A 23,676-nucleotide genomic window follows, 5' to 3' on the forward strand; every position below is an offset into this window, starting at 1 on the left:
AAGCGCCGACGCACCGGGAGTGGTTGCTCGCTCGCTCTTGCTGCGCCGGCACCCATCGCCGGCGCTCGAAAAACCTGATCTAGCGGTCGATTCTTAGGACTCGGTCGCTCGGTCGACTGTGATGGTTAGATCGCCCGACGCGTAGTCAGCTTCGAAGTCGACGGTGAACGCATCCGAGTCGTACGCGGCGTGGTAGGCGCGGTGACGCTCGAGCGAGCCGGTCGCGTTGAAGTGGAAGAACGCAGCCGACGTGTAGGGCTTGCTCTGAGTCTCAACTTGCGTCTCGACTGACGCCGGCAGTGCGATCTGTGGCGTGTCGGTGTCGATACTCACCGCGAACTCCTTTGCCTCCTCGACGGACGCTTGCGAATGGGTTGGCGTCTCGACAGTGAGCACGTTCACCGGGGTTTCCGTCTCGTCGGTGAACAGGACGTCTTCGAACGTGTGTGTCCCGAGGATTGCCTCGAGACCCAACTCGCAGTCGTGAAACGGGTTGTCGTCTGAGGTCATTGAATCACGAGCCTACGGCGGGGCTCACCCATTCCTACCCCAGAAAAACAGCTGCGGCCACGAAGCAGATCGACCACCGAACTGACGTCCAAACCCCTATGGGTTTCGTCTCCAATTATTTGAGGAGATGCCCTCCATTTCTCGCCGCCAATTCCTTGCGATCTCGGCCACGTCAGCCCTTACGACCACCGCCGGCTGTCAGACTACCTCGTGTACACCGATCAACCCTGGCGTTGCGCGCTGGCCCCAGGCGCGAAGTACCGCTTTGAACACCAACGCTGTTCCCGACCAGCCGACGCTCACCGCTGGCGGCGATTACTGGACGACCACCCTCGCAGATGACATCGATATCACCGGCCTCGTTGCCGCTAACAACACGGCTGTCGTCGCCGGCCATACGCCCGGGGAGCACAACGGCATCCTGACCACCGTGAAACTCGACGACGGGGCCTCCGATACGACTCACCAACTCAATCGGCGACCGACTGGGCCGCCAGCTCTCGTCGGCTCAATCGCTGTCATACCCGTCTTGGGTGACTTCACCGACCCGTCGACCGGCGGCCTCGTCGCACTCGATACCGCTAGCTGGACTACCACGTGGACACACGATGCGGCTGGCCGGCCGAACCCGCCAACCGTCGCCGACGGTCTCCTCGTTGCAACGAGCGACCACGGCGACGTGACTGCGCTTGATGCGTCTGCTGGTGATACCCGGTGGACGCGGACGTTCGGTGACGATCATCAGCGTGCGAGCATCCCTGCTCCGCCGGCCGTCGACGACGATTACGTGTACATCACTGCTGACGGTTCTGCCGCCCAGGGAATCTACGCGCTTGACCGCGAGACTGGTGAGACACAGTGGGAGATCCCCGGCCCGAACGTCCCAGAACCGCTGGTTCGCGCCGGGGATGTTGTTCTCGCCAGTTACGACCGCTACGAACTCGTGGCGTTCGATGCCGCGAGTGGGGAGAGACAGTGGTCGAAGGCGATATATGATGGTGACCTGTTTGCGCCAGTGGTCGGGCATAGCCGCGTCTTCAGCGCGGATAAGGAAACCGTGTACACGCTTGCCCTGGAAAATGGCGATGTTCACTGGGAGCAGACTCTCGATGTCGCAGGCTCGCCATTGGTCGTTGGAGAGTCGGTCGTCGTTCCGACGACTGACCGAATTATGGGTCTGAACATTGAGGACGGTAGCGAGCTGTGGGCTGTATCCGAGGCCTTTTCGACGGGATGCATCCCTGTCAGCCGTGGTCTCCTTTACACGTCAGAGAATACGGTGACGTTACGAACGAACTGTGACTAATCGGGTTGGACTGGGCGGAGGTTGGAGTTGGGGATGAGCAGCTCCTGTCGGTCTCCGACCCGCTCAGCGAGCTTCCCTTTCAGGTACTGTCTCGCCGTCGACGGCGTGAAGACGCCCTTGTCGAGCATATCGCCGACGACGTCTTTGAGGGCCGCGAACTGTCCCTGCAGGTGGCCGTCGCCGACCTGCTCGCTGTCGTACCAGCGCACCGTCGCGAGCGCGCCGTTCCCGACCGTCTCTCCCTGTTCGACTGTCTCCGAATCGTACTGAAGGCCGAACCACAGCGTCCGGTAGGCGTCACCTCGAACGTCGTCGACACCACGAAGAACGCCTCGTGGTGGAGGTAGTCGAGATGGTCCGCGTCGAGATGCGACGCCTCGTGGATACCGTTCCCCCGCTGGTCGTAGAGGCGCGTCGGGGGCTGCTCCGGACGCTCCGACGCTCCCTGCCCGTGCCACTCAGTCCGGTCACGGACGGCACTGAGAAGCCGCTCACCTTCCCCTGCCGACACCTGTACCGCGTCGGGAAGTGAGGGCCATTGCTCGGCCAGCTGGCGCGCCGGCGCCTCGTCGAGATCGTAGATGAGCGTGTAGTCGTCGACGGCCGGCTCCGTCTCGTTGGCAGAGAGGAGGTTCGCCGCGGCGCCGCCCTTCGCGACGGCACCGTAGAACGTGGTCGACTCGACGACCAGGTGGACGATGCCGAGGACCGTCGTCGCCGCTGAATCGTCCGTGCTAGTCGCGTCACCCCCGAGATGGTTGGTGAGACAGAACCGGCATTTCGTCTGGCCGTCCGGGACTGAGGCCCAACAGCACCGGCACTCGCCGTCGGTGGCCGTCGGTGAATTGGGGTAGCCACCAGAGCTCGTCGCAACGCGTTGCCGCTGGGGATCCCCTTTACAGGCGTTGTCCAGCCTCGTGTCTGGAATGTGGGACGCCTCACCGGTCGGCCGCAGTTCCTCAAAGTCAGAATATCGGTTGGTTCATAGCTTCTGTCAGTATCGCATTTCAACGTCCGGACGCCCTCGCTCGCAACGCACTCTCGATTATGCGAGAAGGTACAAACATATATGGGAGTACAGCGCCAACACTATCGTAAGAGGTGCTAAGCATGTCCGAATCCCCGCGAGATGGCGTCCAGTCGTGGACCGAGTCGATGAGCGCCCGAGACCGTATTCGAGCGGTCGCCGAGACGCTTCGCGAACCGCGGTCGGTCAACTGGATCAGCGAGCAGGCCGACGCCGCCTGGAGCACGACCAACGAGGAACTCCAAGCGCTCGTCGACCAGGGCCAGCTGCGTCGCGTCGAGGCCGGCGAGACCACGCGCTATCAGCCGGACTACACGCGACTGCTCTTCGAGGAAATCCGGACGCTCATCGAGGAGAACACTCGCGAAGAGCTACGTAACGAACTGGCGGCGATCACCGAAGAGATCGAGGAGTGGCAGGCGACCTACGACGTCGAGACATGGGAAGAGCTCGAACAGTCGCTCGCCGACGGTGATCTCGCAAGTGCCGAGCTCCGCGAGCGCCGCGACGTCATCGCGTTCTGGCGTGAGAACGAGGAGGATCGCCGCCTCATCAAGCACGCGCTGGAACTCTACTCTGATGTCGAAGCCGCCCGCGAACAGATGACCGACGTGGCTGACCGCGCCACGAGCTAATCCCCCTTCTCTCACAGAATGATCTTTCTCGCCGGTCGTGACCGCTATACACAGCGGACCCTCCTCCGCGACGTTCACGACCGATTGACGAGGCAGGCTGGGTGTGCAGACGTGCGCTATCGTCCGTCGCAACGCCGACCCCGGTACGTCATCGCGGATGTCGATCCGACGACGTTCCTGAGTGACTCCTACGATGCGTCGACCGTACGACTCGAGATTCGCTTCTGGTACCCCGCCGGCGTCGACCATGAATACTACCGCATCAACTGGGTCGAACCGGACCGGAACCTGATGCTCGGCTTCCACCAGGACGCCGATCATCCGGACCTTGGACCCTGTCACATTCAACTCAACCACGAAGACACGCCCGTCGCTCGGCATAGCGCGACGTTTCTCGACGCGCATCCACTCGCCGTCCTCGATGACCGACTGCAGCAGTTCCCATCGGCGGTAGAGGCGATTTACTGGGAGAATGGGACGCCCTCGCTTCCTACATGGCCGGTCTAGACAGCGAGTTCATCGAGCGTCTCGTGATGCATCCGGATGGTCGTTGGCGTGACGTTCCCTGTCTCCATGACGTCGCTTTGCGTCATCCACCGCCCCGCTTTGTAGAGGTAGGCCGCGGCGATGGCTCGATGAATCTGCCACGAAGCAGATCCTCGTTCTGGGCGCTCCGGAAGAGCTGGCACGCCTGGTCACGGACCGAATCGGAAAGCTCGAGCGCACTCGCCAACCGGCGAACTTCGCCCAGCCCGTGTGCGAGATTCCGTTCTGCTTTCGACCGCCAGCGACCACGTGTCTGTTCACGGCGCATCCGCGCGAGTCGCCGTCGCTTCTTCGGGTATCTCCAGCACTGCTTTCGTCACGTCCTCACCGCGCTGGCACTTTTCGGCCAGCTGCTTCGCGACGACCGCTTTCGACTAGCCGCTCGTCACCTCGTCGCTGATCCGCATCGCCTGCTCGTTGACCGCCGTGAGTCCGGTCTTGGACAGTGGTGCATTCATGGGAATTATAGAACAGTACACAAGAGGTTGATTTCATCACCGCTGGCGTGACTCATCTGCTCAGTAGGTGTGCGTATTGGATATCGGAGTTTCTACCAGCTCAGAGAGAGGTTCCGATAGTCGTGCAAGATACAGCGCGCGTATCCATCACGTGCGACTGAATGGACGAATATCATACATAATTATTAATAAGGTAGATATATGTCGGCAGAGATTGAACTTATTGTAGGTGTAATCCATGCACAAATCTCCGATATATCGGACAGCAGAGGATATCGAATGCCCCGACTGTGAGAAACAGATTCCTATGTGTGCTGAAATTTGTCCTCACTGTGAGGTTGCCCTAGACTAAATGCCAGCAAGTCGATGCTGTATCTATCCTCGATATCTTGCACGGCGTTCTGATAGACTTCAAATAAGTAGTTAGTAGTCCTGGTACGTATTTGCCCTGTACTGATCGGTTCTAGAGTCTGTGCGCTACCGTGTCTCTATCGTGTGCAGCAGGCGGGACCGCGCGCAACGGCGTGAGCACGGTGGACCGCCGCGAGGCGCGCGCCTAGCGCCGAGCGCAGCGCTCCGTCGTCCTCGTGAGCGTCAGCGAACGAGGGCTCGGAAGACGAACAGGGTGAGTCTTCCGGTGGCGCCGCGCGCTGTCGAAAACACTCACCAGACAGTCTTCACCACCCCACTGGCTGGCCTAGGAGAGTGTCCATCAGAGAGCCAATCACGCTGGATACCCAGCCTGACTGACCCACGTTGACGCCGTTTGCGGCTACGGCCCCAGTCCGTGCGCGTGGTTGGCTCGTCGCCGCCCCGCTCTGCCGGTGGGCGGCGACGAGGCCGCGTGCGCGAGGTAGCTCCGCGCCGACCGGACGGCTCGTCTCGACGGCGAAACCGCTGGCCGAACGGTTCTAGTCGGCCAGCGTCACCTCGACGGCCTTCGCCATGTCCATCCGGTTCGCCCATGCATGAGCGTCTGATTCCACGTCCCACGGAGCGAGTTGGGGACTCTCACCGGAACACCCGAATGACGCGCGACAGTCGCCAGTCGGCGCGGGACCGTCGCCGCGTTCGAGAATGCACATGGCCGTCTTGCTCGTTACGGCCAGCGTCTTCAGGCTGTTATACTCGCCGGGCTTGCCCCCACAGATACGCACGCGGTCGCCTTCGTGGAGGGTCCGGACCATCGCACCGCCGTGGACGGACTTGACCCAGACCGTCACCTTCGCCGTGTCGCCGTTATCGTCTTCGACGTAGGCGACTTGATACTGATTCGAGGCGGCGGGGTCCTCGATTAGATGCGTGACCGTTCCCTCGATGGTTGCCTCGTAGCCGTGGGGGTTCATATCCGCGACCGGGACCGGCGCGTTCATCGCGGCGCGGGCGGCCGTGAGCGCACCGAAGACGCCGTCGAAGCGTGAGTCGCTCTCGGTCGTGTGGCTAGCGACGAGGCGGCTTGCTGCGGCGGTGCTGATACCCGTCTGGTCGCTGACCGTGGTGGCGTCTTGATTCACGGCGGCCAGCGCGTCGGCGTCCATGTCGGCGCGTGGGTCCGTCTCGGCTTCGAAATTGTCGGGTCGCTCTTGTTCGTGGGTGGTGAGCTGGCGGGCCGAGGCTTCGCGGTCGATCTCGTCGTGGGCATCGCGGGCCTGCTTGGAGTGGCGGGCTTGTTCGGCGTTTTCGCCGTGGCGTTGCTCTTGGGCAGCGAGCGTCTCACCGTGGCGGCGATCCGGGGCGACATCGGTCGAGCGGGTCCAGTCGTAGTCGTTCTGTCGAGCGTAGTAGTTCCCGCGAGAGTCACTGCCGCGGTTGGGGCGGTAGTCGAGTTCGTCGCCGTTTGCGGTTTCGGCGACTTCCTGTAGAAGGTGCTCGGGACCACCGTCGACGTGGGCACCGAGTTGCAGCTGCTGGTCAATATCGGACGATGCTTTCTTACTGCCGGAGTCGTTAGCGTACATTGTCTTTCGGTAGCCACGGAAAGACACTTGTCGGGTGTACTAGCACCCGATTTCCTGCGGCGTGAAACTGCCTTCGTGAGCGCCGCGTGTCGTGCCTTTCCGTACATAAAGACACGGGTGCATGGTACTTAAGACCAACGACTAGAAAGTATTGCTTCAAATGGAATAAGATGGCTATAGAGTTGCTCAAAGGACGTTTTACTATTCCGAATTCAGACGAAGTTAGTATATAAATGAGGGTTAGTGGGATACCCTCGACGGCGGGGGACATCTTGTGCGGTGCGGTTCTGTGAGCATCCCGCGGGGCCGCCCGAGTGCCGGATGGGTGAAAGCCCGGCACGGCCTCTGGCCGCGCCCGGAACACAGTGAGCGAAGCGAACGTCCTCGTTCCGGCGAGGGAGGGCGGCCCCGAGGGTTCTGTTGGTGTGGTCGGGTGGGACTGAAAGGGGCTCGGCGCTGGCGCTTGCTGTGGTCGGTTCAGCGACCCCTCTCCGAGCGCAGCGAGGAGATGTCGCTGAGCGACCGCCAGCGCCGTGGGGCTTTCAAGATGTGCTGGTTCTGTCTCACCACTACTGTCACCGTCAATCCGAATCTAGTTACTCCGGTTCGCTATCTCTGGAAGATTTCAGCGGTACGCGTGTTAGTCCTGCCAATTATCACCGAGATAGCGTTGCTCGACTATCTCCGGACAATCTCTGTTAATATGTAACGACATGGATCTCCAAAGTAGAATCTAGTTAGAACCCCGTCGCTCTTCTCGTCCGGAAATGCAGTACACGCCCAGAAACGGTTTTTCGTACTTGCATCTCAATCGGTGCACCATTCGGGACTACCGTTCCCGGCATCTCGCCACTCCTCACAGCCGCACAGCGGCGGCTGCTACCGCTGCATTCGATAACACGGGGAAAACCATACCCAGCCAGTCTGTCAGTCCCACGCCGCTCACACACCAGCCTCCCGACGTATGCTCCTGGCCGCCAGCCCCACGATGTCGTTCACCGGAAACCCGGTGTCTTTCGGCTATCTGTCTGCCTCACGCCTAAGCAGAGACATCGATTCGTTGCCAAGCAGTACAATTGACGCCGAGAGTGACCAACTGCTAACGACAGGGCAGTCATATCGATCTCGCCCTGGACTGCGTCCCACCAACTGTGCGACGTCATCGCTAAGAGTGAAAGGACCGCCCCGCGCTAGAACACGGGGCGTAGTGGTCTGCGCCCCCTCTCTCGTAAGTAGGCAACGCGGACCATCGCTAGGTGAGACGGCATACGTGAAAAGAGCACGGGTCGCTCAGTCAAGACCGACGAGACGGCGACCGATCCACCGGGCGACGTATATCGCCACTAACAGACCAGCGGCCTGGCTGACTGGTGATTCAAACGCCACAAGTGGAATTGAAATAGCGACGAGGGCAACAACCACATAGACCAGAAATCCAACGACCCTTCGGGCCGCGAGTTCAACGACGTCGGCAGCAGACATTCAGCCCTCACCCCTGTTTGCTCGTTTACCACGAAGATTGTCATACACGGCGGCGAGCCCATCATCGTCTGGACGGGGCTTGTATCCGGTACTGCCATCGAGGGCAATGAGGAAGCGAGCGGCCAGGTCGTATGCCTCGTAGACTTCGATCTCCCGCCGATCAGCGACGTCCTTGATTGCCCCATGCAGCGCGTAGTCGATGTAATAGTGTGGTCGTATGCCGTCGTATCTCGCCGTCATTGATAAGATACTATTCAATTTGAACGCTCATAGTAGTTTGGACTAACTTGGTATCTTTTGGACCAAACTTTTATTGCTAGTGAGTGTGTTGTCTAGACTAGGCGTAAGAGGTGCTAGAACACTGATGACGTACGCCCCCTCTCTCGTCCATGTTCGAGCTATCGCTCCCCGACGATCTCGGGGACACGGCAGCGCAGTTCGTCGACCGTCTCAACGCGGTCGAACGAAGCATTCTCGATCAGCTGTCCGTCCAGCAGGTGCGTTCAATCGCGATCCTGCTGGGTGTCACGGCGACAACGTCGGGCGTGGCGGCTGCACAGAGTGTCAGTGAAGTGGGCAGCGCGATGTGTGGCTCCGGCGTCGGGCAACTCGTCGGGTTTGGATTCATCGCCGGTTCCCTGTACTTCGTGCTGAAAGGCGTCGCAAAGGCCATGACCGCGATGGACAAAATGGGCTCGACGAAACAGCAGTCGGCCCGTGAGGGCAAGGAGGCCATGGCCGGCTCAGCGAAGACGTTCTCGGCGGCGTTCATTCCGGCTGTCGCCGCGGGCGTCTTCGAGGTGCTGGGGATTTCGACGGTCTCCTGTATGTCGCCAAGTCAATGGAGCGTCCTCATGACCGGCGTCACTGCGCTTCCATTCTAACAGAGCCCGCCCGTGTCCGACAATTCTTCCGTCCAAACGCCGGCAGAGACGCCGCCACCGTCGCCGTCGAACGCGACGAATGGAACGGCCGGAGACGCCGGTGGCGGAGTGTTCCCGTCACCGATAGCGGCGGTGAAGTCGCTCGTCAAGTGGGCGGTCGACTCGGTCGTCAGCGGCGTGACGACTCTTCTAGAGACGTTCAACGGATTCGTCTTCGGCATCCGCCTCCCAGGACGTGCTGGCAAGGTCGCGTCGTGGGGCCCACCGGAAGCCGGCCTCTGGTCGGGCGCGTGGGCACTGTACTGGACGCTCGTCCCGCTGGCTCTCGCACTGCTCGTCTTTCAGGCTATGCGCGTCCAAGGGACTCTCTCGGGACGAGAAACGAAAGCAAAGCTCGGCGAAATCGGAAAATGTGGTGTCCTCATCCTCGCCGGCTGGCCGGTCGCGATCGGCGGCCTGCACCTCGCTGATTCTATCGCGATGGCGCTGGCTCCGGATGCTTCAGCGCTGTTGTCGACACCAGGGAATATCGGGAAGCTCGGCCTCGGCATCCTCGTGGGTGCGGGGCTGCTGCTAACCCAGTCCACTCTCGTCGCGACGGCGGTCGTCGTTGTGTTCGTCGAGCACGTTGTGCTTATCGCGGCCGTCGCCGGGTGGCCGATCTGGTGGGGCCTCCGACCGTCGGACTCCGGGTTTGCGAACGCTGCGTCGGGCATCGGTCTCTCGATGTATGTCGGCGTCGCCGGCGCGAAGGTCGTGCAAGCCTGTATCGCCTTCTTCGTCTTTCATAGCGAGTGGTCACTATCCGGCGGCGTCGGTGACGCTGTGCTCTCGCTACTGGGATCGGCGGTCGGCCTCGGTGTAGCCTTCGTCGGCGTTCCAGTCGTCATCGGCCGCAACTTCGTGCCCGAAGTGATGACGGTCCTCGGGACGCCGGGTGTCAAGGTTGCTGAGTCATCGGCTTCGGTTGCGAGAGACAGGGCTGGTGGCGCGGCAGGAACAGCCAGTAACTACGCCTTGTCAGCCCGGTCCCGGGCCACAACGGCCGCTCCGTCGTCGGTTCCATCACCGACATGGTCGAGAGGCAGCAGCGAAGCTAGCGCAGCGCGGACAGTCCCTGACGACTACACGCCCTCGCCGGAACCCGGCGCTAGACAGGCGTCCTCGCTGTCGTCGCCTGACAGCGAGAACTCGTCGAATAGCACTCCGAACACAAGCAGGAAGCGACGTATCGAAGCCCTCAATGGGCGATATTAACCCTTCACTTTCAGAAACCCATGAGTAACAACTCTCAGACGACGAAACAGACACGCAAAGATCCCGGTCAGCTAGTCCCGCCGCGTGTGGATACTGACCCAGAACTACTCGGCGGCTACACCTGGAGCGACATGAAGGTCTACGCACCAGCGACGGCCTCACTCCTTGGGAGTGGCGTCGGCGTAGCGACGTCGTCGCCGATACTTACTATCGGCGGCCTCGTTGGCGGCCTTGGGCTAGGTCTCACCGGAACCTACCTCCGAGTCTCTGACCGTGCTTACACGTCGCCGCGTGGCCGCGTCTCAGCGTGGTCGTCGCACCTCCGCCGGCAGTACCTCGACAGTCCCGATGATGTTCTCGCGGACGTGACGGGCGTTTGTGGCGTCACCGAGCGTGGTTTCCTCGAAATGGACGACGGCAGGTATGTCGCGCCGGTGCCGGTCGAACCGCGGAACACGGCGATGCTCGATGCCGACCAACGGCACAGGCTCGCGGCGTCGCTATCCTCAGCAATCGACGAACAGCTGACCGACATGCCGTTTCGGTTCTATTCGACGACGCGAGAGACCAATGTTGACGAGATCGCCGAGCGCTACGAACAACGTGCCCTCAATCCAGAGACCAATGAGCTACAACAGTCGGTGCTGCTTGATGTCGCCGACTGGTTGACCGAGGCCGACGCACCGAATTGGGAGGCCCGCGACTGGCGGCATTACGTTGTCGTCGAGGCCGATGCGAGCGCAGTGATGAGCGCCGATGAGCCGTCGTTCATCGACATACTGAATCCACTGGCCGACGCCGATGCGGTCTCTGACAGCGCAGTTGAGGCGACGCTCGCTGATCGCGTCGAGACTGTCCAGGCCGCTATCGGGAGCGTCACTGGCTTAGAGGCTCGCAACCCGACGCCTCACGAGTCGCTGACCGTAGCGCGTGAGTATTGGGGACGCGATGATGATCTTCCAGACGAGCTGGTCGAAGACCTCGTTGGTGACGGTCGGGACGGCGAGTACAGCGAGGACCTCACCGATCGTCTTGCCCGCGTCGTCGAACCCGAGACGTGGGATCCACGAAATGGATGGGTGGAAGTTGGCGATCAATACGCGACGGCTCTCTGGTTGGCTGAATATCCCACAGAGACGGCGAGTCTGTGGCTCAAAGACCTCTGTACGCTTCGCGGTGTCGACTTTGACGTGACAGTCAACGTCAATCCAGTCCCGCTCAACGACGGCGTCCACGAGGCGGGGGCGAAGGCCGCTGATATCGGCTCCGAAGGTGAAGAACGCGCCGAAGAACGGGACATTACGGCGATGGACACCGAGACTGCTGGAGAGGCAACACGGAAGCTACGCGAACTGTTCCGCCAGACTCCCTCTCAACCGTGGCGGCTCTCGACCTACGTCGTAGTCCGGGCCGATGACCAGGATGCGCTTGACGCCGCGACCGAGGAACTCGCGACGTTCGACGACGTCGAGGGAGCAAAGCGGCGGGCCCTGCAGACCGCTCGCGAAACGGTACGCGACACACTAACCGGCGCACCGGCGAACACGACGCCCGTTATTCCCGGTGCTGCCCAAGAGTGTGCCTTCCGCGCAGCCTCGCCGTTGACGGGTGATCGGTGGGATGCCGAGACGCCAGCCGAAAAAGACCGTCTCGTCCCGGGCGCAGTCATCGGGTCAATGTTTCCCTTCGCAGCTCTCGACCGGCGCGAAGCGACGGGTATGGATTGGGGCCGCAACGAGGAGAACGGATCCCACCTTCGCCTCTCGCCGTTTGAGCGCGGTGGCGGGCCGCACATGCTGACGATTGGACAGACACGATCGGGTAAGACCTACTCGGCGTCGAAGGCAGCGCTCCGATGGTATCTCGAACGCGATGATCGGACGCTCATTGTTTGTGATACCCAACGCGGGTTCGACGGGCTGACCCAACTCTGCGATGGCGAGCACATCGTCGTCGACGGGAATCAGTCAGTCAACCCGCTTCGCATCGAACCCTCGCCGGATCACCGCGCCGAGGGCGCTGACGAGTTCCGTATGACTGTCGAGGAGACGGTCGGCTTTCTCGTCGGCTTGCTTCGGGCCGATGATGTCACTGATGCTGGGGAATACGCGCCGCTACTGGCTCAGGCAGCCGAACGGACACTCACAAACGCGGGTATCGAGCCGGGCCAGCCCGAGACATTTGACGCCGGGAACCCGAATCTCTCGGACCTCCTCGAGACGTTGACGGACATGACCTCGAACCCTGAGGAGTATACGATGGCCGACGGTGAGGGTCACGAAGGTGAGACGCACCTCGAACAGGTCGGCGAACTCCTGACGAAACTCCGCTCGTTCCAGGAGGGCGGGAAGTACGAGAGTCTGCTCGGAGCTGATGAACTAGGACTGCTCGACGAGGACGTCGACATGGCCTACCTCGACTTGCACGCTGTCGGTGGCAGTAATGACGCTGAGAAATCGGCGAACCTCCAGTTGATGCTCTCGCAAGTGCGGGAGAAAATCAAGCAAACCGATGGCGAGGTCGTCTGTATGTTCGACGAGGCCCACGTGCTTCTCGACGCTGACCGCACGGCTGATTGGTTGCAGAAGGCTGCTCGGGAGTTCGCTCGGTATGACGCTTCACTGTGGTTCCTCAGTCAGTCACCAAAGGACTTCGTCTCAGGGGACGGTGAAACAGATGCTCGGGATACAATCCGCGCCCAGTGTTCGACGGTGCACTTCTTCCGGACGCCGCGAGTCGACGAGGACGTCCTCGCACAGTTCGGGCTCAACAGTGCCCAGCGGGAGTTCGTGCAGGACATAGCTGTTCGTGGGAAAGAGGGTCGAGGCTACTCCGAGTGTCTCATTGACGCCGAGGACATCGAGGGCTGGATCCCGTGCTACGTCGAGGCGACGCCGCTGGAAGATCGAGTGCTCACTTACTCTCGGCGCGAGGCAGGCGGTCACGGCACGGCAAGAGAGGACTTTGTCGAACACATGACCGACGGAACGGCTATTCCCTCGAACGGCGAGAGTGGCACCTCACAGCCTGCTGACGCGACCGGTGAGAACGGGGGGCGAGAGTAATGGGACTTCTCGACCGCTTCGCTTCAACGACCGACACGGAGACATCGGGGTACGAAACTACGCAGGTTGACGCTGACCTCGCCGAGGCGTTGACTTCGCCGGGCGAACGCGACGCGATCTCGGTGCGACCAAACCGCGACAACGGCGGGATTGAAGCGATGGATAGCGTCCTGGAGTCGTTACACAGTGTCGAAACATCGTCGGGCCTCCTCCGTGGTGGCGACGAGAATATCAGTCCCGCCCACTCGTTCGAAGTCCGCTATACGCGACCCGACGACGGTGGCGACCGCGTGCTGTCGCTTCGCTACGTTGCCGGCGACGACCGAACGGATGGCTCTCTCGAACGACAACTGACCTCGCAGTATCCCGATTCACAACTCTCACGAACCTCCTCGGAGTTACTCTCCGGAAGTGGCGTTGAGGGGCGGCATATCGCCGGGGCGCGATTGCAGCTCCGACGCTATACGCTGTACCCGATCAAGAACGTGGATTTGCCGGGGTTCACGACCGACCCAATGGGGAGTATCCTCGAAGAGATGGTCGGTCAGCAAGCCGAGGACGCGACTGATGCCGACGTCGTCGTGCAAATCCAGTTCAAGCCCGCCCAGCGAGACTGGACAGATGGTATCGAGAATGGTCACGGCGTCCTCGACGATAGCGACGAGCGAGTCCGGGGCGATCCGAGTATCAAATCGCTGGCGATGAACCTCCGAGAGCCGACGTTCGAGAAACAGTGGCGGCTGTTCACGCGAGAAACAATCGAATACCCGCCCTCGAAAGTTGAGAAGCAAGTAGCAAAACTCCTCGAAGAACAGCAAGGCCAGAAAGGATGGCGGCTGTGCCTTCGCGTGTTCGCGATTTCCGACGACCCCGACGTTGCAATCTCTCGGGCCTCCTCGACGGCGGGCATGTTCCGGAACTTCTACGAGAACAACGCCGAGCAAACGTTCGTTCCCGACCCGCTTGACGGCCGCGAACTGCGCAACGTCGTCGAGAAAGCAGCCGAACGAGAGTGGGCCGACCACGGTATTGTCAAGGCTCAACGGGAGGTGTCGGGACTGTTGAACGTTCCTGAGGCTGATCACGTTGCTACGAACAAGATGCGCTGGTCGATGTCCCGACCGGGTGAGGGGATTCCGCCGGGAACGCCGCGTTTCGACTTTCAGGCTCACGACGTCGCCGGAGCCGACGATGACGTCCAGCAGGTCGCGATGCTCGACGAATCGTCAGTGCGCGATCCCTACTGGTACGGGTTCGGGAGTCGGCACGGCGTCGAAGCTGGTGTGACGCCAGAAACCCTCGAGACGCACCAGTTCGTCGGCGGCGGGACCGGGAAAGGAAAGACAACGTGGTTGGTCAACTTCGCTAGCCAGGTCATGCAGCGGGGGCATGGCGCGCTGATTTTCGACCCAAAGGGGAAAGATGCTGATGAGTTCGTTCGGGAGTGGCCCGACGACCGCGACCGCGAGGATTTCGTCTTTGTCGATCTCACCGACGAGTTCGAGAAGCAGGTTCGGTTCAACTTCCTCGAAGTCCCCAGCGACGCCGACCCTGATAGTCGACAGTTCGCCTCGACTGTCGAGGCACTGTGTGATGATCTCGCGAGTATGGTTGCACTCGCTGGTGGTCAGGATAACTACTGGGGCGCTCGGATGGACCGCGTCGTCCGGACGTTCATCCGCGGGATGGCGAAATCGGGGAAGACCTGCACGCTGCTCGACCTCGCAGCACTGTGTACCGCCGAAGAGAACCGTGAGCGATTCACCGAGTGGATGGATCGTGAACGACTCCAGTTCATCAAGCGCACCGCTGAACGCATCGAGGGCTTCGACGACGCCGACCTCGAACCACTAGCTGGCCGGCTCGACCAGTGGATCCAGAACGACGCGATTCGGGACTTGATCGCGGCGAGAGAGTCGACGGTCAGCATCCGCGACGTCGTTCGCGAGGGAAAGGTCGTCGTCGTTCGAAACGCGCCTTCCTCCGGAGAGACCGAGAAGCGACTGTTCGCGACGGCGCTTATTCGTCGTGCATGGGTTGCTGTCCGGGAGAACACCGACGCGCCACCGTTCTACGTGATCTGTGATGAGTTCGACAGTATCGTCTCCGAACGGACTGATATCGCGAGTATCCTCTCAGAAGCGCGGGCCTTCGAGTTCTGCCTCACGCTGTCCTGTCAGAACCCCTCGAACCAGCTTCCCGAACGAGTGCAGAAAGCCATCGAGAACCAGTGTGAGACGTTCATCTCGTTCAATCCTGGCGGGCGCGACGATGCCCGTCTGATTGCTGGTCAGCACTCTCGCGACGTTGAGCAAGCGGATCTGACGAACCTCTCAAAGTATCGGTTCTACATGCGGACCCACGACGCCGATGACGAACTAACCCACTCCTACAAGGTTGATGCCTTCCCGCCGATTGGTGAGACACGAGAGCGGGCATCCGGTGAGGCTGGATTGTCCGATGATGAACTGACCCAGCTCAAGCGCGAGAGCGTCGAGCAGTATGGTGAGGAAGCCGAGTCGCCCGCCCAACAGCGCCAGGCGAGCCATTTCTACAGCGAGGGAGGCGATGTCGAAACCGACGATAGCGACATCCGTCGCGACGACCAGACCGCCGAGCAAGCCGTACTGAAAGCCGTGTTCGACGAGAGCATCCATGCCAACGGCGTCGAGACTGGCGGGTTCGTTCCGAAGGGTGACGCCGAGGCCCGGATACGAGACTATCTTGACGCCAGGGGTGACGGTATCGCCGACGTGTGGGACATCGTCGAGCGAGTCCCCGAGGATCTTCTCGACCGGGATCATCGCGATGGCGAGACGCATCTCCGAACGACAGATCGCGGTCAGAGCGAGGTGTTCGCCAGTGGCGACGACGAGAATGCTGGCGGCCTCGAACACCGGCAGCTGCTTCGAGACAGCTACGAACCGCTGACCCGTCTTGGACTCTGCGTCGATATCGTGCAGCAGGATGGTAATGGCGACCTCCCCGATGCCCGCGCTACTCCTGAACCCATGCGTGATGTCGACGTGGAGGCGCTATCATTGGCTGAGACGCGCGTGGTGGCTGAGAACTTCGCCGAGGACTACCCGACACTCGACCAGCTGACGGGCGGTGAGACAGTCAGTGTTGAGGCCGAGTGTGAGACGAGCACCAAGCCGGGTCAGACAATTAGGAACCTCGCACAGGCCGTCGATCGTGGCGAGCGGTGTCTATTCGTCGCGCGGCCCGACGCCGCTCGCCGTGTCGAGGGCGCGCTCTCGGATCCGCCGCTGCTGGCCGCCGGTGACCCCAAGGGTGACCGCCGGTTCTACAATCGACGTGATCTCCGTATCGACGGTGACCGTATGCTCCGGCCAGCAGACGCACACAACAGTGTGTGGCGGTTCGACGCCGACCGAGAGGCGTACATCCTTTCGGATAGTGAGGGCCGTGAGCTAGCGACCTTCGACGATAGTGATGCTATCTACGAAGACGCCGAGGCGTATCCCGAAATCGAGGGCGACGTTGACGATTCCGAAGAATGGCGGCCAGTCAAGCAACCCGTGATTCCCGAGCGACTATTCAATGGTGAGAGGCCCGACCGCGATGACTGGAACCTTGTCGTGCTCGATCCCGACGAGCTAGTAACCAACCTCGCACTCCGAGCGGACGGTGAACTGATATCTCTAAACAGGAACCGAGCGACAGCCATCGAGGGCGACCACCCCGACCCCAAGGACCTCGATGTCTCCGAGGGTGCTCGTGCCCTGTACGACTGCCTCCTCGCCCACGACGAGGCAGTCACCGTCTCCGAAGCCGTCGATCTGGCGGCTGCCGATGGCCGAGAATGTCTTGACGTTTCCCGGCGGACGATCTCGAAGCGCATCGATGAACTGACCGATGCTGGTGCGCTCGTCGAGGGTAACTATCGCCAGCACGCCGGGACGGAATATCAGGTCGCGTAGATATAGTTCATGGTCCCAGTTTGCCTTTCTTGACTTGGGCCCAATTCTGGCTAATCCACTTTCGAAGTAGCCCTTCGAAGTAGGATTCTACCCACCCTCTGAAAACCTACCTCGAAGCCTACTTCGAACCCTACTTCGAAGCACCTCGAAGCCGTGCAGTCTTGCGATTATGTTCTGTTCCGAAGCAAAATCGCTTCGACCCTCTATGTCCCCATTCTACCCGGAACTGAATCAGTGCGATGATAGGGGGACACCCAACCATGGTGTAACACACTGAGGACACCCAAGCGAGACGGGACACCTTGGACACCCAACATACTCGATACATCTCGATACCGGGGTGTGGCGATAGCCCGGCAACGGCCATTGAGACAATCACCTCGACAGCGACGTTGACACCGAGATGACGCGAGCTTCGAACGGGATGTGGTTTGCACAGTATAGATCAACGCAGTAGCACGCCGGGTAGTACCCTGCCAGAATATCTCAGAATCAGAGCGTGAGATAGCGAGGCTGTATCCGTCCAGAAACGGCCCTCCTGAAAGGGTATATGTGATCACCCTATCTATCTAAACATCATGAACCGAAGAAAAGCGCTGAAACACCTCGGAGCCCTTGGTGGGATGTCGGTTCTGGCTGGCTGTGGTAGCGTTGGTGCGTTTCAGTCACCAGGCGGTGTCACCATCAAATTCGATGGTGATGCGGAACCCAACGAACAACGGACGATCTCGATATCCATCGGAACATACGATCCACAAGTCGCGCTCGAGTCTGGCTCAGCCCCTCCGGAGTGGCGTCAAGATGTTCGATTTCAGACCCTCTATCGGGTAACTCCCGGCGAGCAACTCCAGCCAAACATATTCATTGACGAACCGGGACAGTATCGGTTTGATGTCTGGGTAGAAGATAGAGGGGCGATTGGAACAGAGGTCACAATTACAGCGAAGGGAGAATTGGCAGAACAACATACTATCGTAATTTCGTCCGAAGGACTGCAACACGAGCAGTCATAGAGGTTCTCTCTGGGTACAGGAACTCAGCACCTGCAGACGCAGTAGCGACAGCGTAGCGACGATTGGCGGTAAACGATACAGCCAGCGAAAAGTGCTATCATACCGAGGAAAACGACTAACATGCTTTTTCCTCGCTGTACGAGTATTTCCTTCTCAGAGACGGCAGCACTCTCAAACCGGTTTTCTGAACTAAGATCAACCAATACAGTGGTTCTACAGATAGCTTCAAACGAGATGTGTTGATTTGGGTTCCTGTTAGAATATCAGCCCTACAAGCGAGAAGACAAAGAATAGGCCAGCAACGACACTCATGAGTCCTACAATCAATAGTGGGATTGCAATCCAGTCAGAAAAATCACCGTCGAGAAACGCTCTAATTAGTGGAATACCAACCTTGAAAGCAATATATGCTCCCGCGATTACTAACAGGAGGCCTACGATCCCACTTGTGTCTTGCACCACAGTAGCTAGCATTAGTCATCAATTTATTTTACTCTTTTACCATGATTTAGATCGATTACTCTCCTGTTCTCTCTAACGGGTCATTCGACAGTTTCTCGAGGAAACTACTGACAACCCAACGGCGTGGCAACCCCTGTTCTTCCACGGAAAGTCGTCGACGTCCATCGAGATACTCTTCGACCTTCGAGTAGGGTCACGAGGTGTCCCTGCGCTATCTGTTCGGTGGGACGTTTGGTTGGAACAGCCGCTATGGAGGGCCCGAGAACGCCAACCGAGTAGTGTCGTCAGTCCATGACCGGCGAGTCTAGTGGGTGTCCCTCCTTCGGTAGGACTGTCGGCGATTGACGTCTCGCTCTCTTTGTCGATGCCAACAGTTGACCGGGTGGACCGGGTGGGGTGTCCATCGTCTCGTCCCGGCTAGGGTGTCTGACTGTCGTGACGACCTCGGGTGTCCGTCCTGTCTCCGAGTCCGTCGATGCTGCCGGTGACGATCGCTTTGACGTCGGCCGCGTGTGTCATGGTCCAACGTTGGATAGCGAACCGATGTTGGTAGGTCGGGCACGGCGACGGCGTTGTTCGCTAAGTCGGCAGGTGTGACAGCCGCCGGTCGGCACTCTTGACGGTAGTCTTGATGACGTCGACGAACTCTAGTTGGGACATCAGTAGCAGTAGAGCTTTGATCAAGTCGCCTCGGCATCCCTCTGAAGAGGGCCGTAACGAGACAATCGCGAGTTCGATCGCGGTTCAGTTCCAGTCATTGTCGCCCACAAGTGGCGCAACATGTAACAGCAGTGAGCCTGTACAACCGAGTATGGCAGCCGACGACGCACCCGAGGAAACAAAGGTCAGCGACCGTGGGATGGTGACGATTCCGGCGTCGCTTCGCCGGCGTCTCGACATCGAACCGGGCGACAAACTTCGCTGGGATGCCGACGACGAGGGGAACCTCTCGGTGGAGGTCGTCAAGCAAAATTACGGTGCGTTCGACGATTTTGAGCCAGTTCCGATGGGCGGCGATGGATCGGAGACACACGATCTCGGCGGGTATGAGGACGATGCCGCTTTCTCGGAGTCCAAGTGATGGCAGTTGCGGTCGTCGATACGGGTGTTCTCATCGGGATGGCAGATACCGAGGACCAGCATCACGACGTCGCGATGGAAATCGTCCGTGGCATGGATCACGGCGAGTTGCCGACGGGTCGAGTGACGAACTATATTCTCTTGGAAACGCTAAACTGGATTCATAGTAGAAAGCGTCACGACACGGCTGTCGAGGCGTATCGACGGTTGAATCAGTCCGCTGGGTTCGAGGTGCTTCAGGCAGCACAGAAAGATTTCACCAGTGCGGTTTCGCTGTTCGAAACATATGATGGGCTCTCCTTCGGGGATGCGACTATCGTTGCGTACATGCACCGAGAAGAGATCGAATATCTGTACTCGTTCGACAACGACTTTGATGTGATCGAGGACATCACTCGGCTGGCGACGCCGGCGAATCCGTTTAGTTGAGGTCGCTGGTAGCGTGTCCCGTTCTCGTTATTCTCCTAATCTGATATTTTTGCTAGTCGCGTTAGCTTTGCTGTGACTGTAGTCGGCCTGTGGAACACAGTGATTTCGTCCCTCGTACCCCACCCTTCCTTTGGACGATTTTGGAGGTGCGGAGACCGATATAACGGTCACAAAATTCCGAAGCGCGGTATAGGGCTGGATTGCGGCCGTAACATCCAGCCTCAGGATTTCGTCGTGGGTCTTGGATTCGTGGATGCAGCCTTAGAGCGTCTTAAACTGGTGAATATTGCACTTAGGTATGCTAATTATGGATTTGTTACGATTCCAACCTTAGGTTTCGAAGTTCGTGTTACTATTCCAACCTTAGGATTGACGGCCGAAAACCGCTAAGACGGCCGATTTACTGCCGGAGCGCTCTGTTATCCAGCCTCAGGATTGGCTTGTTTTGTTGTGAGGATTGTAATCGCTGTACTTCTCTGAATTGTTATAGGACGAGGCTGTTTGCGGTCGGTCAGCAAGCGAAAGCGACGCAGTGAGGCTGCGACCAGTAATCCGCTACTGCCATGCATTAGATCGGCGTCTGGACAGTCCAGGTATGGGATGACACAGTGAGGGGTGAAGTTCAATGGGGTTACTGCAGTCTGTGTCTCACTGCATGATTCACGCTCCATCTCTCCTCACCGTCGTAGTTCGCCGATCGATCACGGGACCAGAGTAGATCCTAGTCTGGTGTCTCGACGTTGGTCGGTTAGTCGTCCGTGGTTGCTGTGTCGAGGTTGTCGAGAAGGGTATCAAGATGAGTCACTGCTGATCGTAGGTTGTGGCCGCCGCTCATTCAGTGACGTCCTGTTTCCTTCTTGACGTTGTGCAAGTGCTGTTTCGGTGTAGGAATGGCTGCGCATCTGCTAACCAACAGCGGGCTGTATATCCTTCGCACTGTTGGTTAGCTAGCGTCTCTTCACGCAAGAGGGTCAAAGCGAAACTGGAGCGACCCCCAGTTGTTTATTTACCTGGTGTGAGGTTCGGGTATGCGTCGACGAGCCCTCCTCGCCGCCGTCACTGGTGGTGTCACGCTCGCTGGCTGTCTCAGTGAGACGGACATATCTACTGAACCGTCGACAACTCCCAGCAGTGCTGATCAGACGTCTGCCTCTTCGCCCGCAAAGCCACAGAACACGCCGACTGCGATCCAGCAGACTGCCGCCGGTGTCACGGCAACCTTCCGGGTCGTCGATAGTCACGCCCCGACCGAGGAGGATGTTAATGCGACCTTCAATGGGCAGCACGTGACTGTGACCGGGAGCATGGATCCTGCTCGCTGTAACAAACCGACGCTGGAGTCCGTCAGCTACGCTGTCGATGCTGGGCGCCTCACCCTCGTTGTTGGAGAGTATTCACCCTATGGCGAGACGGCGACCGTCGAGTGTGGGAACGCGAGCTACGACTTCCGGTGTGTCGTGACGGTTACCGAGGGGCAACCACACGTCATCGAGGTAACCTACGATACGCCAGAGAGCGCCGACCACGTTTTCACTGTCGACCGAAAGTGAGTCGATGGTACCGAGTCGGCATCGCTGGTGAGCGGAGATAGCGTTTTGTGTTTGTGTACACAAACACAAGACATGGGAACGAAAACCATCGGCGTTCGGGACGACGTCTATGAGCGCCTGAAAGCCAGAAAGCGCGAGGGTGAGAGTTTCACGGAATTGATGGACAGGCTGTTAGACGAATCGCCAGGCGACTGGCGCGACGGGTTTGGGGGGCTCGAATCGGAAGCGGCGGCGGACCTCGAACGCATTGCCGCCGAGTCTCGCACTAACATGAGTAGCGGCCTCGCGACACGCCAGCAAGAAGCGCTCGAAGAACTCGCCGATGCGATGGAGACAGAGACAGAGTCTACGGGCGGGGAAGGGGACGACGAGTGAAACTCCTCGATACGACGTTTCTCATCCATTATTGGGCTGGCCGAGAGTCGGTCGCGGACTACCTGACGGCCCACGACGACCAGGAGTTCGTGACGACGACGCTGAATATGAAGGAACTCGCGGTTGGGCGGGCGATACAGGGGCAACTCAGCCCTGCTGAACTGCGTGCGAAGTTCGAATGGACGACTATCATTCCCTTTCAGTTCGAACATGCCATTGCCGCCGGGAAAATGGAAGCCAGCCTGCGCCAAGATGACAAGCTGAATCAGGACAAGATCAACGCCCTCACTGGTGATCTCCTGATTGCAGCCGTCGCGAAAGAACTTGGGGCGACTGTCGTGACGCAGAATACGGCTGATTTCGAGGTACTCGACGGTGTGAAAGTCGAATCGTATTGAAACGCTTGGTACGCGTCAGCCACCCCATTGCGGCTTCGGCTCGAATTCACTAGCGACGTTCGTCGATTACATCGGTGGGAATAGAGAGAACGTGTTACGCGATAGTCAGGCCCTGCTCGGCTTCGAGCAGTTCGTGGTAGCGGTTGCGGATGGTGACTTCGGAGATGTCCGCAACCTCGCTTACAGCCATCTGTGTCACCTTCTCGTTGGTCAGCAGCGAGGCGGCGTACACCGCGGCGGCGGCGAGGCCGACGGGAGACTTTCCGGAGTGAACGCCTTGTTCCTTGGCGTTCTGGAGGAGTTGGCGAGCGCGATGTTCGGCTTCATCGGAGAGTTCGAGATCCGAGGCGAAGCGCGGGACGTAGCTCTCGGGGTCGGCGGGTTTGATTTCCAGTCCGAGTTCGCGAACGACGTAGCGGTACGTGCGGGCGATCTCGCTCTTCTCGACGCGAGACACTTCTGTGATCTCATCGAGTGAGCGCGGGACGCCAGCCTGTCGGGCGGCAGCGTACACCGACGCCGTCGAGACGCCCTCGATGGAGCGACCGGGCAGGAGGTTCTCGTCCAAGGCGCGGCGGTAGATGACACTGGCGGTCTCGCGGACGTTCTTCGGTAGGCCAAGCCCGGAGGCCATGCGGTCGATCTCGCCCAAAGCCTGCTTGAGATTCCGCTCTTTGGAGTCACGCGTGCGGAAGCGCTCGTTCCACTTGCGCAGGCGCTGCATCTTCTGGCGTTGCTTGCCCGACAGCGAATTACCGTAGGCGTCCTTGTTCTGCCAGCTGATGTTAGTCGAGAGGCCCTTGTCATGCATCATGTTCGTCGTCGGCGCGCCGACGCGGGACTTCTCGTCTTTCTCGTTGGCGTTGAAGGCGCGCCACTCCGGACCGCGGTCGATCTCATCTTCCTCGACGACGAGGCCGCAGTCCTCACAGACCGTCTCGCCGTGTTCGTCGTCTACGACGAGCGTTCCGGAACACTCCGGGCAGGCCGTGGAGGTGGATTCCGCAGTCTGTTCGTCTTCGTCGACTCGCTGTTGCGTTTGTGTGCGTTCGCTCATTGGTTGCGAAGGCGAGGCTCACCGGGCAGTGGAACCGACCGTAGACCCCGGCAGCAATCGGTAAGAATGTCTTCGTCCGAAAGTCATGTAGTTCTTGTGGTACTGTACCGAGAGTGGACGGTTCGAGCTATGAGGCGCATGTTTGTGTATTAGTACGCGACCATTCAAGTAGCGATTATAATGAATCATCCGGGAGGTCCGGCTATGATTCTCCGCCACTCGCTACCGAACGCGAATTAC

The 23,676-nt window shown here is 59.7% G+C and carries 19 protein-coding genes and 3 pseudogenes; 13 read left to right on the top strand and 9 right to left on the bottom strand.

Annotated elements, in window-relative coordinates; all coding sequences use genetic code 11:
* Window positions 1-93: 93 nt before the first annotated feature.
* Window positions 94-510: a hypothetical protein gene (locus tag E4S61_RS21520; protein ID WP_135305982.1), complete on the bottom strand. Its 417-nt coding sequence runs from the start codon at window positions 508-510 to the stop codon at window positions 94-96.
* Window positions 511-775: 265 nt separating this feature from the next.
* Between E4S61_RS21520 and E4S61_RS21525 the strand changes: the two genes are divergently transcribed.
* Window positions 776-1,816, top strand: coding sequence for a PQQ-binding-like beta-propeller repeat protein (locus E4S61_RS21525; RefSeq protein ID WP_209309581.1), 1,041 nt, complete (start codon window positions 776-778; stop codon window positions 1,814-1,816).
* Here E4S61_RS21525 and E4S61_RS25990 read toward each other — a convergent pair.
* Window positions 1,813-2,177 (bottom strand): annotated as a pseudogene (locus E4S61_RS25990) (DUF6735 family protein); the annotation flags it as partial. The gene E4S61_RS21525 and the pseudogene E4S61_RS25990 sit on opposite strands and share 4 nt — an antisense overlap.
* Window positions 2,175-2,771 (bottom strand): annotated as a pseudogene (locus tag E4S61_RS26850) (hypothetical protein); the annotation flags it as partial. The pseudogenes E4S61_RS26850 and E4S61_RS25990, both read right to left, overlap by 3 nt.
* A gap of 155 nt (window positions 2,772-2,926) precedes the next feature.
* Here E4S61_RS26850 and E4S61_RS21535 point away from each other — a divergent pair.
* The gene (locus E4S61_RS21535) at window positions 2,927-3,478 is read left to right on the top strand and encodes a DUF7342 family protein (protein WP_135305984.1); all 552 of its coding nucleotides are present in this window, start codon (window positions 2,927-2,929) and stop codon (window positions 3,476-3,478) included.
* An 18-nt stretch (window positions 3,479-3,496) separates the two neighbouring features.
* Window positions 3,497-3,985: a hypothetical protein gene (locus E4S61_RS21540; protein ID WP_135305985.1), complete on the top strand. Its 489-nt coding sequence runs from the start codon at window positions 3,497-3,499 to the stop codon at window positions 3,983-3,985.
* 89 nt (window positions 3,986-4,074) lie between these two features.
* Here the strand turns inward: E4S61_RS21540 and E4S61_RS25995 are convergent.
* The 4 genes and pseudogenes from E4S61_RS25995 to E4S61_RS21565 all read right to left on the bottom strand — a co-directional run.
* Window positions 4,075-4,316 (bottom strand): annotated as a pseudogene (locus E4S61_RS25995) (transcription initiation factor IIB family protein); the annotation flags it as partial.
* 1,077 nt (window positions 4,317-5,393) lie between these two features.
* Window positions 5,394-6,440, bottom strand: a complete 1,047-nt coding sequence (locus E4S61_RS21555; RefSeq protein WP_135305986.1) for a single stranded DNA-binding domain-containing protein — start codon at window positions 6,438-6,440, stop codon at window positions 5,394-5,396.
* Window positions 6,441-7,730: 1,290 nt separating this feature from the next.
* The gene (locus E4S61_RS21560; protein ID WP_135305987.1) at window positions 7,731-7,922 is read right to left on the bottom strand and encodes a hypothetical protein; all 192 of its coding nucleotides are present in this window, start codon (window positions 7,920-7,922) and stop codon (window positions 7,731-7,733) included.
* Entirely contained in the window at window positions 7,923-8,162 is a 240-nt protein-coding gene (locus E4S61_RS21565; protein ID WP_135305988.1) for a hypothetical protein, read from the bottom strand.
* A gap of 149 nt (window positions 8,163-8,311) precedes the next feature.
* Here E4S61_RS21565 and E4S61_RS21570 point away from each other — a divergent pair, with 149 nt between their 5' ends.
* From E4S61_RS21570 to E4S61_RS21590, 5 genes are all read left to right on the top strand, one after another.
* Entirely contained in the window at window positions 8,312-8,806 is a 495-nt protein-coding gene (locus E4S61_RS21570) for a hypothetical protein (protein ID WP_135305989.1), read from the top strand.
* Window positions 8,807-8,818: 12 nt separating this feature from the next.
* Window positions 8,819-10,063 carry a hypothetical protein gene (locus E4S61_RS21575; protein ID WP_135305990.1) on the top strand — a complete coding sequence of 415 codons (1,245 nt, stop codon included), beginning with the start codon at window positions 8,819-8,821 and terminating at the stop codon, window positions 10,061-10,063.
* Window positions 10,064-10,083: 20 nt separating this feature from the next.
* Window positions 10,084-13,128 carry a VirB4 family type IV secretion system protein gene (locus E4S61_RS21580; RefSeq protein ID WP_135305991.1) on the top strand — a complete coding sequence of 1,015 codons (3,045 nt, stop codon included), beginning with the start codon at window positions 10,084-10,086 and terminating at the stop codon, window positions 13,126-13,128.
* A complete protein-coding gene (locus E4S61_RS21585; RefSeq protein WP_135305992.1) occupies window positions 13,128-17,072 on the top strand; it encodes a type IV secretion system DNA-binding domain-containing protein in 3,945 nt (1,314 codons plus the stop codon). The genes E4S61_RS21580 and E4S61_RS21585 overlap by 1 nt, the downstream gene beginning before the upstream one ends.
* Window positions 17,073-17,650: 578 nt before the next feature.
* Window positions 17,651-18,085 carry a twin-arginine translocation signal domain-containing protein gene (locus E4S61_RS21590; RefSeq protein ID WP_135305993.1) on the top strand — a complete coding sequence of 145 codons (435 nt, stop codon included), beginning with the start codon at window positions 17,651-17,653 and terminating at the stop codon, window positions 18,083-18,085.
* A 255-nt stretch (window positions 18,086-18,340) separates the two neighbouring features.
* Here the strand turns inward: E4S61_RS21590 and E4S61_RS21595 are convergent, their stop codons facing one another.
* The gene (locus E4S61_RS21595; RefSeq protein WP_135305994.1) at window positions 18,341-18,544 is read right to left on the bottom strand and encodes a hypothetical protein; all 204 of its coding nucleotides are present in this window, start codon (window positions 18,542-18,544) and stop codon (window positions 18,341-18,343) included.
* An 814-nt stretch (window positions 18,545-19,358) separates the two neighbouring features.
* Here E4S61_RS21595 and E4S61_RS21600 point away from each other — a divergent pair.
* The 5 genes from E4S61_RS21600 to E4S61_RS21620 all read left to right on the top strand — a co-directional run bounded on the left by E4S61_RS21600 (window position 19,359) and on the right by E4S61_RS21620 (window position 22,379).
* Complete coding sequence (locus E4S61_RS21600) at window positions 19,359-19,628, top strand: AbrB/MazE/SpoVT family DNA-binding domain-containing protein (protein WP_135305995.1); 270 nt, start codon at window positions 19,359-19,361, stop codon at window positions 19,626-19,628.
* The gene (locus E4S61_RS21605; protein WP_135305996.1) at window positions 19,628-20,056 is read left to right on the top strand and encodes a type II toxin-antitoxin system VapC family toxin; all 429 of its coding nucleotides are present in this window, start codon (window positions 19,628-19,630) and stop codon (window positions 20,054-20,056) included. The genes E4S61_RS21600 and E4S61_RS21605 overlap by 1 nt, the downstream gene beginning before the upstream one ends.
* 1,028 nt (window positions 20,057-21,084) lie before the next feature.
* Window positions 21,085-21,606: a hypothetical protein gene (locus tag E4S61_RS21610; protein WP_135305997.1), complete on the top strand. Its 522-nt coding sequence runs from the start codon at window positions 21,085-21,087 to the stop codon at window positions 21,604-21,606.
* A 72-nt stretch (window positions 21,607-21,678) separates the two neighbouring features.
* Window positions 21,679-21,981, top strand: coding sequence for an antitoxin VapB family protein (locus E4S61_RS21615; RefSeq protein ID WP_135305998.1), 303 nt, complete (start codon window positions 21,679-21,681; stop codon window positions 21,979-21,981).
* Window positions 21,978-22,379 (top strand): type II toxin-antitoxin system VapC family toxin, encoded by a 402-nt coding sequence (locus tag E4S61_RS21620; protein WP_135305999.1) that lies wholly within the window; start codon window positions 21,978-21,980, stop codon window positions 22,377-22,379. Before E4S61_RS21615 ends, E4S61_RS21620 begins: the two co-directional genes overlap by 4 nt.
* Window positions 22,380-22,473: 94 nt before the next feature.
* Here E4S61_RS21620 and E4S61_RS21625 read toward each other — a convergent pair whose 3' ends face one another.
* Window positions 22,474-23,436 (bottom strand): transcription initiation factor IIB, encoded by a 963-nt coding sequence (locus E4S61_RS21625; protein ID WP_135306000.1) that lies wholly within the window; start codon window positions 23,434-23,436, stop codon window positions 22,474-22,476.
* Window positions 23,437-23,676: the final 240 nt, after the last annotated feature.

The sequence above is a fragment of the Haloarcula amylovorans genome, from assembly GCF_004681185.1.
Classification (GTDB): Archaea; Halobacteriota; Halobacteria; order Halobacteriales; family Haloarculaceae; genus Haloarcula; species Haloarcula amylovorans.